Source organism: Mucilaginibacter corticis (assembly GCF_007558865.1).
GTDB classification, from domain to species: domain Bacteria; phylum Bacteroidota; class Bacteroidia; order Sphingobacteriales; family Sphingobacteriaceae; genus Mucilaginibacter; species Mucilaginibacter corticis.
Genome location: NZ_VLPK01000003.1, coordinates 504,049 through 516,566, shown reverse-complemented (window position 1 = coordinate 516,566; position 12,518 = coordinate 504,049). Strand labels below are relative to the sequence as shown.

Genomic DNA, 12,518 nt, shown 5'->3' with positions numbered 1-12,518 from the left:
TATATTTTTTTTTGATTTCGCCGATTGGTTAAATGATTTCACTGATTTTTTGTTCTGATGTAAGCTTTTGTTACCTTCACTGCATAATTACTATCACCACATATCAAATCAGGATTGCCAAAAATCCGGCCTGTTAAACAGGTTTTACGTTGCCGGTATCGTCGGTAATGAAGCGCTATTGCGCTAATTCTAAATTTTAATACTAAAATATTTACCGGGCAATTTTATAACTGCCCAAAACAATTTGATATGGAAACAAAATCCAACAAAGCCGTAGTGGCTCAATTTTATAAAGAAATTATAAAAGAACGGAATGAATCACTGATCGATGTTTACGTTCGCAAAGATTATATTCAACATAGCCCTGCCGGAAAAGACGGCAGGGAGGGAATACGGGAAATGATCTGCTTCCTGAAAACCTTGCCACCATCCACAGAAAAAACATCGCCTGTAAAACTATTATTAGCAGATGGCGACCTGGTTGCCGGTTTACTGTACATTGCATTTATGGGTAAGCAAATGTTGGTGCTTGATCTTTTTAGATTGCAGAATGGCCAACTTGCAGAACATTGGGACGTAGTGCAGGAGGTTAATCATCCTGAATTTGATGGATTTGTAATTGATCTGAACGCAAATGCCGTGACCAATAAAGATTTGGTTAGAGCAAGATATGAATTGATGGAAGACTGCAAAGTTTACCGCGTGATAGGAGAAGGGGATATGGTTATCGTTCAATTAGAATATAATGAACAAGATATTCGCTTTGCGCGATATGATATCTTGCGGGTTAATGATGAGATGATAGACCAGGTTTTAAGCGTGAAACAGAAGATCTCGGATGTGATGATGCACGGTAACGGTATGCTGTAACAATTTATAGATTAGAGACGCGATGTATCGCGTCTCTACAATTGCCATAAACAAAAAACACCGATCTTGTAAAACAAGATCGGTGTTTTTTGTATCAAAATCTGTGTAATCTCTCTTTATACAGAGAAACTCTCGCCGCAACCGCAGGTACGGCTGGCGTTAGGGTTATGGAAGTTAAATCCTTTACCGTTCAAGCCATCCGAAAAATCAAGCTCGGTACCGGCAAGGTACAGGAACGATTTCATATCTAAAGCCATGCGCACACCTTTGTCTTCAAAAAACTGGTCGCCCTTTTTTTCTTCGTTATCAAAGTCAAGGTTATAAGATAACCCCGAACATCCTCCGCCCTGAACAGAAACCCTCAGGAAATAAGAGGCATCAAGCCCCGAATCCGTCATCAGGTTATCTATTTTACTTTTCGCTTTATCAGTTACAGTTACCATAGTTGTTAGTATTGAGTATCAAGTACCCAGTATCAAGACAAATTAAAAGCTTGATTATGTTAATGGTATCAAATGTCTTACTACTTGATACTATATACTTGCTACTGTAATTCTTAGTGGTGTGATTTTTCAAGCTCAATTGCTTCCATGCCGTTTTTAACGCGGAAGTCGTTAATTGCTGCTTTAATAGCATCTTCTGCCAAAACAGAGCAGTGAATTTTTACCGGCGGCAATGCCAGTTCTTCAACAATATCCATGTTGTCAATTTTCATAGCGTCGTCGATAGTTTTACCTTTTAACCACTCGGTAGCTAATGATGATGAAGCGATAGCCGAACCGCAGCCAAAAGTTTTGAATTTTGCGTCGGTGATGATGTTGTCATCCCCAACTTCAATTTGCAGGCGCATTACGTCGCCGCACTCGGGTGCACCAACCAGGCCGGTACCTACCTTATGACTGCTTTTGTCTAAGGTACCAACGTTACGTGGGTTAGTGTAATGATCAATTACTTTATCTGAATAAGCCATTTTATTAAGTTTTGCCCCCTAACCCCCTAAAGGGGGAATAAGAGTTGTTTATGTTTAATTATATTTTAATCCCTCCATACTCCCCCTTTAGGGGGCCGGGGGGCTTAGTGTTCTGCCCACTCAATCGAGTCAAGGTCAATGCCTTCTTTAAACATTTCCCAAAGCGGTGAAAGATCACGTAAGTGTGTAACCGCTTTTTTAGTTACCTCGATAGCGTAATCAACTTCCTCTTCGGTAGTGAACCTGCCCAAGCCAAAACGTATCGAAGAGTGTGCCAGATCATCAGATAAGCCTAAACTTTTTAATACGTATGATGGCTCTAACGATGCTGATGTACAGGCTGATCCTGAAGAAACAGCCAGGTCTTTCATCGCCATCATCAAACCTTCGCCCTCAACATATTTGAAGCTGATGTTAGCCACATGCGGTAGACGATGGTCAACGTTACCGTTTACATAGCTTTCTTCTAACACGGTTAAGCCATTTTGTAATTTATCGCGTAAAGCAGATAAACGTTTGGCTTCGCTTTCCATTTCAAGCATGCAAAGTTCGGCAGCTTTACCTAAACCAACAATGCCCGGTACGTTTAAGGTACCCGAACGCATACCGCGTTCGTGGCCGCCACCGTCCATTTGCGCGGTTACTTTAACACGCGGTCCTTTACGGCGTACGTATAATGCGCCTACACCTTTAGGGCCATAAAATTTATGTGCCGATAAAGCCAGCAGGTCAATACCGTCTTTGTTAACATCAACAGGTATTTTACCAACAGCCTGTACAGCATCGGTCATAAACAAGGCGCCATATTTGTGCGCAATGGCTGATATTTCTTTTATAGGCTGTATAACACCTATTTCGTTGTTACCATACATGATCGAAACTAAAATAGTTTCGTTTGTCATAGCGGCTTCCAGTACAGCAAGATCAACCAAACCATCTTCTTTAACCGGAAGATAAGTTACCCTGCCGCCCAGTTTTTCAACGTGCTTGCAGGCATCTAATACAGCTTTATGTTCAGTAACCGTAGTGACAATGTGGTTACCTTTTTCTTTATACATTTCAAAAACACCTTTTATAGCCAGGTTGTCTGATTCTGTAGCACCTGATGTAAAGATGATCTCTTTTTCGCTGGCACCTATTAACTTGGCCACTTGCTCACGTGCGTAATCAACACCTTCTTCGGCTACCCATCCAAACGGGTGGTTACGGCTGGCAGCATTACCAAACTTTGAGGTAAAGTAAGGTATCATAGCTTCCAGCACCCGTGGATCCATAGGTGTCGTAGCATTGTTATCAAGGTAAATCGGGATATTCATATCTAAATATATTAATAGTACAAAGATATGCAAACATTTTAATTTAAAATCATTCAATATAGGGCAAAATGGTCATCTTAAACTAATAATTTGAGCATTGTATGATCTAAAGAATATCTGTACCAAAAAAACGGATATCAACACATCTTGAAAACCGCCTGCCTTATCTTTTTCAAAAAATTAGGTTCCCGTGTCTTAAAAAAGCGTAATTTTAAGTCGTTCTTACCAACACAATGGCAACAGTTAACTACAAATACTTAAGTGTATGAATATCACGTATAATAAAGATATTGGCACAAAACAAAAAGCCCTTGCCATCAACCTCGACCCCGAAATTTACGGATCATTTGCCGAAATTGGCGCGGGCCAGGACGTAGCGGCCAATTTTTTTAAAGCCGGCGCATCATCAGGTACCATAGCTAAAACCATGTCGGCTTATGACATGACCGTGTCTGACGCTATTTATGGTGCGCTAAAGGTTAAACGTTATGTAAGCGAGTCGCGCCTGATGGCCATGCTCGAGCATGAATACAACTTATTGATAGAGCGTTTAGCCTCGCAACGGGGCGATACCACAACGTTCTTCGCTTTTTCAGATACTGTATCTACCCTTAACTATCACAAAACAAACGAGGCCCACGGCTGGATGGGCGTACGCTTTCAGTTAAAGCCCAACGGCCCGTTTAACGATGTAATAATACATGTTAAGCTGATGGACAATGACAGTAACCTGCAGCAGCAAGCGGTAGGCGTACTGGGCGTAAACCTGGTTTATGCCTGCTTTTATTACCATGCCACGCCGAATATCTTCCTGCTGTCGCTGATGGACGAGCTGGCTAAGGACCGTATCCAAATAGACATGATCAGGTTTGAAGGGCCTGACTTTGAGAAGGTGGATAACCGCCTGATGAGCCTGCACCTGGTAAAATACGGCTTCTCAGACGCCGCTTTGTTCGGGCCTGATGGCGAGAACCAGCAACCCTCAGAAGCGTTGTATAAAAAGCATATCTGCGTTATCCGCGGCCGTTTCCGCCCGATTATTAATGTGCACTTAGATATGTTGACTACAGGTGTAAAGCAGTTTAAAGAAGAGCCCGACGTAGATAAAGCGAATGTGGTGGTATTGAGCGAACTAACGCTGCAAGCCCTGAAAGAGCGTAACGCCGACGAAAGCGCCGAGATCGACGAAAAAGACTTCCTTGACCGTGTAGACATTCTTTGCTCGCTTGGGCAAACGGTATTGATCTCTAACTTCCACGAGTATTATAAGCTGGTAGCATACCTGTCAAAGATCACCAGCCTTAAAATGGGCGTGGTGCTGGGCTATCCCAACCTGGAGTACATCTTCTCTGAGGAGCATTATAAAGACCTGCCGGGTGGCATCCTTGAATCGTTTGCTACGCTGTTTAGCCGTAAGGTGAAGCTGTTTATATACCCTACGCTGCGTAACGGCGTGATCATGAATTGCCTGCGCTTTTACCCGCCACCGCACCTCATTGACCTGTACCGTTACCTGATAGCCAATAACAAGATCGAGGATATCCGCAACTATAACGAAAGTAACCTGCATGTGCAGACCGACATTGTGCTGCAACTGATCAAGCAGGGTGTTGAAGGCTGGGAGCAATACGTACCTAACGAAGTAGCGGCCATGATCAAGGAGCGTTGCCTGTTTGGTTACCCATGCGCTACCGGCACGGCTAATGCGTTAGATCAGCCGACGGAAAACACGACGGCTCAGTAGGTTTTGCAGCCCGATCACGTGTGCCAAATTGAGTGTCTCCCGGTGATACAGTTTGGTACACCTTTTTTGTATGTTGTTGCAAATGAATAGATTAATTTCCGTAATTCGGTTTGGTGGTACAGTTTGGTACACTTTTCCTGACTTACAGGTGTGTTTTTGTGCAGCCATTTTCTGACAGTATAGCGCCACCATACTTCTAAAATATTTATATATTTGTATATGAACAAAATAGAACATATTGGCATTGCCGTAAGCGATCTTGAAGCTGCCGGCAGCCTGTATGAAAAACTATTAAATACCACTGTTTACAAAATTGAAGAGGTGGTCACCGAAGGTGTTAAAACCGCGTTCTTGCAAAGCGGCCCCAACAAAATAGAACTCCTTGAAGCATCATCTGCCGATAGCCCGATAGCCAAATTCATCGCCAAAAAAGGAGAGGGGATCCATCACATCGCATTTGAGGTTGATGATATTAAAGCCGAAATGGCCAGACTTAAAGGTGAAGGTTTTGTTTTGCTAAACGATGAACCTAAACCCGGCGCTGATAATAAGCTGGTTTGTTTTGTACATCCTAAAACCGCGGGTGGGGTGTTGGTAGAGTTGGTGCAGGAGTTAGTGCCTAATCCATAACTTTATGATATAGCGTATTTTACTTCTCTGGTAATAACACAAGACAACAAAACGAATGGGCTTATTTGATTTTTTTAAGAAAAAAATAACTGAAACACCTGAAGATGTACAAAGAAATGAGCTGCCCCGGTTGAATAAAAATGCATATGTGTTGGCTGCTCTTGAGTCTCGGCTTGTTGAAATGGGATATCGGGTTGAAAGACATACACAATACCTGTCTATAATCGTGAATAATGATTTAGAAATAGGTGTAATGGTAGTAGAAAACCCAGACAGCCATCCAAGCATAATGCATCTAATGGTATCTGCTTCGCACGCGATATATTTTCCTGACGGAATAATAGAAAGTATTGTGGGTGCCGGACTCTCAATTGAAGATCAAACCAATACTGCTTTAAACAATTATATAACTTCAACATTTGTAACCATAATTGACAGTTTTACGGATAGTCACGACCCTGACCTTGACTTTATGGCGATGATAAATGGCGAATATATGTTGTTTCATCCCAAATTAGGAGACTTACTGATACAAGGTGAATGGAGTGAACAACCGCAAACCGAACTGATTTTTGATTTATTAAAGGATAAAATTCCAAGTCGGTTAAGCAATAACAAAATAAACTGGTTAAAGGTTTATATTTCAAAAAGGGCCGATGGGGAGATTATTGGCGAATGCCTTTTTAATAACGTTCCTTGGGAGTTGGGCGAAAAAGAAATTTTCAATTATGCTAAGAGCTGGGAAATGCCCGGTGAATTTAAAGGTATGAAACAGTTTATCTTGTTCAGACGATGTGACGCATACGATAAAGTGAATAATATAAGTTCCTGATTTTCCCCCGCTGTTCGAAGTCTGTGACTTCGAACTATTATGCAAATAGTCTTCAGACTATCGCGTTACTTTCCACCGCCCCAATAATCAAAAGCAGCCTTACCGATCTTTGCTATAGTCAATTCCCGTATTTCTTCGCTTGAGTGCGAGTCAGCTATAAAAACCGTTATCGCCAAATGTTTGCCGTTGGGTAGTGTGATTATCCCGGCATCGTTTGTGGCCCTTGTTAAGCCGTTGAAGGTGCCTGCCGTGCCGGTTTTGTGCGCTACAATGGTTCCCACAGGCAGTAAACCCTTTAATCTTTTAGCGCCGGGAGTTGAGGTGATCATGTCATTTAACAACACAGCCCTGCTGCTTGCAGAAAGTTTATGTCGGGTGTAGAAAATGTTTAAAAGACTGGTCATTGCCTTTGGGGTAGCCCAGTTTTGATATTGTATCGTGTCATTTTCAACCTGGATCTTCTCTGTTGTAGCTATCGCTATATCTTTTACACCCAGTCGATGAACATATTCATTCGCGAACTTTGTGCCGCCCAATAGCCGCACTAATACATCAGATGCTGAACCATCACTTTCTGAAACGCTGTATTTTACCAGGTCTTTAATAGCAATGTCCGTACCGTTTGGAAATTTATCACGCAGCGGGCTATGCCCGATCTTAGCGATATAGTCGGCTTTGGTAACACTGATCTTTTTGTTGAGGGATAGCTGTTTTTTATCAACCCTGTCAAGCACAGCCATAGCGATGGGGAATTTGTACACACTTTGCATCGGGAACTTTTTATCGCCATTGTAAGAAACTGTTTCGCCGGTTTCCAACACCAATGCGTAAACGCCAACGTTGCCATTTGCATTTTTTGCGCATTGGCCGATCTTTGCTTGCAGTACATTCTGCCCGAATGATAAATTGGTTTGGAAGAGAAAGACCAAAGCGAATGAAATGTTTACTAATAATGACTTACAAGTTGTCATTACTGGATAATTAAGATAAGACATAAGTAACTTCCTCAAAACTACCAATCTTTCATCTTCAATACCCATTTTTCAAACTGTTAATAATTTTTTAATTTTGACTTTTTACTTTTGAATTATATCACTACATTTGCACCTCTTTTATTAGAAAGAAGAAGAGAATTATAAAGATGAAACCATCATAAGCTGCCAAAGGCAAATTAATGCTTATGATAGCTTCATCACCGACATAGAACAAATTATAAAGATGAAAAAAGATCTGCATCCATCAAACTATAGATTAGTTGTATTTAAAGATATGTCTAACGACTATTCTTTTATCACTAAATCATGTATCGACACCCGTGAAACTGTAAAATGGGAAGACGGTAACGAATATCCGTTAGTAAAATTAGAGATTTCTCATACATCGCACCCTTTTTACACCGGTAAAATGAAACTGGTTGATACTGCGGGCCGTATTGATAAATTCCGTACCCGTTACAACAAGAACTAATAGCTTGTTGATAAAATATTTCCCGGTCCCGGCTTTGCAGTCGGGACTTTTTTTATTTTTGCGCCATGGCAATTATCCTATTTGACGATAACGCACACCAAACACTTCTACCGTTAACATACACCCGCCCGGTTGCTGATCTGCGCATTGGTATACTCACCATTGCCGAGAAATGGGCCAAACACCTGGATACAACCTATTCTTTCCAGACACAACCTTATCTGCAAGCTAAATATCCCGTGAAAACAGGGATTGATGACCTGTATATCAATGGTTCTGTTTGCCCTGATGAGGGATTACTTGAAGCCATCAGCCAGCTTAAAACAGGCGAGGCATTAAAACAGGGCGAGTTTTTAATAGCAGCAAAGGGTGCTACGGATAGCGAGTTTAGTAACGTTACCAATTACAATCCGTTTTTTATCAGTATAAAACATCCAGAGCATATCTTCAGTAAGAATGATATCGAGCTGCGTAAAGACTATAAACTATTAACCAAAGGCCGTGAAAGTGTTAAAATCAGCGATACTAATACCATTATAGGTGCTGATTTTTTTGCTGAAGAAGGCGCAACTGCCGAATGCTCGACGTTTAACACCACAAATGGCCCAATTTACCTAGGTAAAAACAGCAGCGTTTGGGAAGGTACAAATATCAGGGGCGCTTTAGCGCTTTGTGATAACTCTCAAATTAAAATGGGTAGTAAGATCTATGGTGCAACTACCATAGGGCCTTTTTCGCGCGTTGGCGGCGAGATCAATAACGCCGTGATCTGGGGCTATTCATCTAAAGGGCATGAAGGTTATTTGGGCAATGCTGTGTTAGGCGAATGGTGCAATATCGGTGCCGACAGCAATAACTCAAACCTTAAAAATAACTATGCCGAGGTAAAGCTTTGGGATTACACTACAGAGCGTTTCCGTAAAACAGGTTTGCAATTTTGTGGCTTGATCATGGCCGATCATGCTAAATGCGGTATTAATACCATGTTTAACACAGGTACAGTCGTAGGGGTAAGTGCTAATGTTTTTGGTGCAGGTTACCCGCGTAACTTTGTGCCTGATTTTGCTTGGGGCGGAGCACATGGTTTTGAGGTATATTCAATCAAGAAAATGTTTGAAACCGCCCAGCTGGTTTATGAACGTCGCACCCGTCCGTTTGATGAAATTGAACAGGAACTGTTAAGGACAGTTTTTACGCTTACAGAAAAGTATAGAAAAGTATTTTAAATAAGTCGATAGTCCATGGCCGATAGTCCATGGTTAAAATAAATTATAAATCACCATACTATGGTCCATTGACTATGGACCATGGTCTATTAAAAAACCAATCATGAGAAAAAAAATTGTTGCCGGAAACTGGAAAATGAACTTAGATTATAACGAAGGTTTGTCTTTGTTTTCTGAAGTTGTAAATATGGTTAAAGACGAAGCTACCGGAACGCAGGAAGTTGTGGTTTGCAGCCCGTTTATTCATTTACATAGCCTGGTTCAGCTGGCTAAAGGTTCGGCAAAGGTTTCTATCGGCGCGCAAAACGCGCACCAGGCAGAAAGCGGCGCTTATACCGGCGAGGTGTCTGCAAGGCAGGTTAAATCTGTTGGCGCTGCTTACGTTATTTTAGGCCACTCAGAGCGTCGCCAGTATTTTGGCGAAACCAATGAGCTGCTGGCTAAAAAAACGGATACAGCCTTAGCTAATGATCTGAAACCGATCTTCTGCATCGGCGAGACTTTGCAGGAGCGCGAGTCAAACCAGCATTTTGATGTAATAAAAAGCCAATTGGTTGAAGGTGTTTTTCATTTAGATGCCACACAATTTGCTAAATTGGTTTTGGCTTATGAGCCTGTTTGGGCCATTGGTACAGGTGTAACCGCAACGTCAGACCAGGCGCAGGAGATCCACGCGTTTATCCGCAAGGAAATTGCCGCTAAATATGATCAGTCGGTTGCCGATGCTACTACCATACTATATGGCGGCAGCTGCAACCCTAAAAACGCTTCAGAATTATTTGGCTGCGCGGATATAGACGGCGGTTTAATCGGCGGCGCGTCACTAAAATCACGCGATTTTACCGATATTGTAAAAGCTTTTAACTAAGACTTAGTATTGAGTAATTAGTATCAAGATAAGTGAAACTATTTTAAACAAAATCAATGTCTTGCTGCTTGATACTAACTACTTGCTACTAAAATGAAGTATTTTATTAAAGTTATACTGCCCCCTTTATTTGCTTTTTGGGCGTTTGCTTTATTTATAAAATTCACCCCTGTTTTTCACCACGTTAACGCGGCCGAGAACATGGGCGAAGACTCTGTTTACGGCCTCATCTCTTATTATAAAATATTTGCGCCCGCGCAAATAATCATTGCCTTACTTACCCAATTCTTAATTGTAATGCCGCTATGGAGAAAGATCATAGCGAAACCAAAATCGGCTATTCTTATTTTTATAACTTTGATTTTGATTTGCGCGATATTTGCTTTCGGATTGGCTTATGCGATCTGGGATCCTGAAACAAAAAAGAGCCGCTTTATTGATATCGGCTGGTTTATGACAGGGGTGCAGCTGTTTTATTGGGTGATCAATTTTTTATTACTGTACCTGTTAGACTGGAAAGCGTTTAGAAAAACGCAACCCGTCGCCGAAACTGATAACGAATCATGAATTACTACGAACTCCTTTTCACTACCATAACTACCGAAGATTACCAGCAGGACCTTTTGATCAATGCTTTGGGCGAGGTAGGTTTTGATACGTTTGAGGAGGTGGACCTGGGTTTTAAGGCATATATCCCGGCTGATGATTTTAACGAGGAACTGGTTCGAGAAACCTTATTGCCCTACCGCGACCTTTTTACGTTCAGTTACGAAGTAACGCTTATCCCCCAAAAAAACTGGAACGAAGTATGGGAAAGTAATTTTGAACCCATAACCATTGGCGACCAGGTGTTTGTACGCGCTACTTTCCACGAGCCAAGGCCCGAGTTTAAGTATGAGATAGTGATTGACCCCAAGATGGCTTTTGGCACCGGCCATCATCAAACTACAGCCATGATGCTGCAATTAATGCTTGAGAATGATTTTGCCGGCAAAGAGGTATTGGATATGGGATGCGGTACCGGTATCCTGGCGATAATGGCTGCCAAGCTTGGTGCCGGGCGTGTAGTGGCTATTGATTATGACCCGGTTTGTTATGACAGCACTATTGAGAACGCGCAGCTAAACCATATTGATAACATTACCGCGCTCTGCGGATCAAAAGAAGCTATTCCCGACGAGCAATATGATGTTATCCTGGCCAACATTAACCGCAATATATTGATCGATCAGATGTCGCGCTACGCGGAAGCCTTAAAGCCCGATGGCGAGATCTATTTCAGCGGGTTTTATGAAACCCCAGACCTTGATATCATTACTGACGAAGCCCGCAAATACGGCCTGAAATACATTATCCACAAAAAGGATAAAGAGTGGGTGGCCGCTAAGTTTATCAAATAATCTTCCGGTTCTAATCTTCATTATTTGATTACGCAGAACAACAATTTTGTTGTTAATTCTACGTAAACTCTATTTATATTTATGTGTTTTATCTGACAAAGAGAACCTAAAGACCAAGTAATTTTGTATATACTAACTTTTAGACCTAAAAAGTCAAAAAGACATATATTTTATAAATTCTAATATAATGAAGACCTATCTTGTACCCATCGATTTTTCGCGCGCGTCCGTACACGCTGCAGAATTTGCCGCCGAACTAAGTAAACAAACCAATGTTGAGCACATTGTTTTGTTAAATGCTTACTATGTCTCGCCACTGGAGACGATGCTGCCTAACCCGGATATGGTGCAATTACGAGAGGAGGAGATAGAGCAAAATGCTGCCGACAGGATAAAAAACCTGGAACATTTAAAGCATAAATTAAGTAAATTGGTTAGGGAAGGAGTTCAAATTACCACTCACCTTAACCGGTCGCACCTGCTGCGTGCCGTTATTGAAAATGTAGAAGACAAAAATGCCGATTTGGTAATTTTAGGCAGCAAGGGTAATACCAGTAAAAACGATTCGCAGGTGGGTAGCCACGTAATAAAAATATCAAAAGCCAGCCCGGTGCCGGTAATTGTAGTGCCGCCGTCTTATGATTTTGAAAATATCAGGCGCGTAGTTGTTGCCTGCGATTTTGATAAGGTTAAAGAAACCGTACCGCTTGAATCCTTGAAACGCTTGCTGGATAAGAAAAAATTTGAACTGCTGGTGGTAAACATTGATAAAGATTCAAGGCACCTTGCCGGCGATGCAGAGCGCCGGGCCGAGGAAACCGCTTTGCATAAAATGTTGTCGCCTTATCAACCAACCTACAGCTACGTAAACAATACAGATGTGATAAACGGGATACTCCATTTTGCTACGGATAATGACGCTCAACTTGTAATTGCCTTGCCGCATAAGTATAGCTTTTTCCAGTCGCTGTTGCATGACAGTGTCTCGCAGCAACTGGCAGAAAGCGCAGCTGTACCAGTGTTGTTATTGAAGTAATGAGGTTTGCCCTCTGATCTCCTCCGGTAGGGAGAATTTAAATAAGCTAATCAAAGCCCTCTCCATTGGGGAGGGTTTGGGAGGGGTGAAGTGATAAGGCTTGTTAAGCCAAGCGTTTTTGTGTTTATTTGCAGCGGATAAAAGCGTCTGCTAAATTAT

Annotated in this window: 14 protein-coding genes; 10 read left to right on the top strand and 4 right to left on the bottom strand. The window is 41.8% G+C overall.

Annotation, left to right across the window (positions count from 1 at the left end; all coding sequences use genetic code 11):
• The first annotated feature begins 249 nt into the window (after positions 1 to 249).
• Complete coding sequence (locus tag FO440_RS17695) at positions 250 to 870, top strand: nuclear transport factor 2 family protein (RefSeq protein ID WP_144249613.1); 621 nt, start codon at positions 250 to 252, stop codon at positions 868 to 870.
• Positions 871 to 986: 116 nt separating this feature from the next.
• On the opposite strand, the gene FO440_RS17690 is transcribed toward FO440_RS17695, so the two are convergent.
• The 3 genes from FO440_RS17690 to FO440_RS17680 all read right to left on the bottom strand — a co-directional run bounded on the left by FO440_RS17690 (position 987) and on the right by FO440_RS17680 (position 3,156).
• Positions 987 to 1,313 (bottom strand): HesB/IscA family protein, encoded by a 327-nt coding sequence (locus tag FO440_RS17690; protein ID WP_144249612.1) that lies wholly within the window; start codon positions 1,311 to 1,313, stop codon positions 987 to 989.
• A 113-nt stretch (positions 1,314 to 1,426) separates the two neighbouring features.
• The gene (iscU, locus tag FO440_RS17685; RefSeq protein ID WP_144249611.1) at positions 1,427 to 1,840 is read right to left on the bottom strand and encodes a Fe-S cluster assembly scaffold IscU; all 414 of its coding nucleotides are present in this window, start codon (positions 1,838 to 1,840) and stop codon (positions 1,427 to 1,429) included.
• Positions 1,841 to 1,944: 104 nt separating this feature from the next.
• Positions 1,945 to 3,156 carry an IscS subfamily cysteine desulfurase gene (locus tag FO440_RS17680; RefSeq protein WP_144249610.1) on the bottom strand — a complete coding sequence of 404 codons (1,212 nt, stop codon included), beginning with the start codon at positions 3,154 to 3,156 and terminating at the stop codon, positions 1,945 to 1,947.
• 265 nt (positions 3,157 to 3,421) lie between these two features.
• On the opposite strand from FO440_RS17680, the gene FO440_RS17675 reads away from it, so the two are divergent.
• The 3 genes from FO440_RS17675 (at position 3,422) to FO440_RS17665 (ending at position 6,362) form a co-directional block, all read left to right on the top strand.
• The gene (locus FO440_RS17675) at positions 3,422 to 4,900 is read left to right on the top strand and encodes a TonB-dependent receptor (RefSeq protein ID WP_144249609.1); all 1,479 of its coding nucleotides are present in this window, start codon (positions 3,422 to 3,424) and stop codon (positions 4,898 to 4,900) included.
• A 219-nt stretch (positions 4,901 to 5,119) separates the two neighbouring features.
• Entirely contained in the window at positions 5,120 to 5,530 is a 411-nt protein-coding gene (gene mce / locus FO440_RS17670; protein WP_144249608.1) for a methylmalonyl-CoA epimerase, read from the top strand.
• 55 nt (positions 5,531 to 5,585) lie between these two features.
• Positions 5,586 to 6,362, top strand: a complete 777-nt coding sequence (locus FO440_RS17665) for a DUF6348 family protein (RefSeq protein WP_144249607.1) — start codon at positions 5,586 to 5,588, stop codon at positions 6,360 to 6,362.
• 65 nt (positions 6,363 to 6,427) lie between these two features.
• Here the strand turns inward: FO440_RS17665 and bla are convergent, their stop codons facing one another.
• Entirely contained in the window at positions 6,428 to 7,333 is a 906-nt protein-coding gene (gene bla, locus FO440_RS17660; RefSeq protein ID WP_144249606.1) for a class A beta-lactamase, read from the bottom strand.
• 247 nt (positions 7,334 to 7,580) lie between these two features.
• On the opposite strand from bla, the gene FO440_RS17655 reads away from it, so the two are divergent.
• The 6 genes from FO440_RS17655 (at position 7,581) to FO440_RS17630 (ending at position 12,359) form a co-directional block, all read left to right on the top strand.
• Complete coding sequence (locus FO440_RS17655) at positions 7,581 to 7,829, top strand: type B 50S ribosomal protein L31 (protein ID WP_144249605.1); 249 nt, start codon at positions 7,581 to 7,583, stop codon at positions 7,827 to 7,829.
• 65 nt (positions 7,830 to 7,894) lie between these two features.
• A complete protein-coding gene (locus FO440_RS17650) occupies positions 7,895 to 9,055 on the top strand; it encodes a GlmU family protein (RefSeq protein WP_144249604.1) in 1,161 nt (386 codons plus the stop codon).
• 103 nt (positions 9,056 to 9,158) lie between these two features.
• Positions 9,159 to 9,923: a triose-phosphate isomerase gene (tpiA, locus tag FO440_RS17645; protein ID WP_144249603.1), complete on the top strand. Its 765-nt coding sequence runs from the start codon at positions 9,159 to 9,161 to the stop codon at positions 9,921 to 9,923.
• A 93-nt stretch (positions 9,924 to 10,016) separates the two neighbouring features.
• Entirely contained in the window at positions 10,017 to 10,490 is a 474-nt protein-coding gene (locus FO440_RS17640; protein ID WP_144249602.1) for a hypothetical protein, read from the top strand.
• Positions 10,487 to 11,323, top strand: coding sequence for a 50S ribosomal protein L11 methyltransferase (gene prmA / locus FO440_RS17635; protein ID WP_144249601.1), 837 nt, complete (start codon positions 10,487 to 10,489; stop codon positions 11,321 to 11,323). Before FO440_RS17640 ends, prmA begins: the two co-directional genes overlap by 4 nt.
• Positions 11,324 to 11,510: 187 nt before the next feature.
• Complete coding sequence (locus FO440_RS17630; protein ID WP_144249600.1) at positions 11,511 to 12,359, top strand: universal stress protein; 849 nt, start codon at positions 11,511 to 11,513, stop codon at positions 12,357 to 12,359.
• Positions 12,360 to 12,518: the final 159 nt, after the last annotated feature.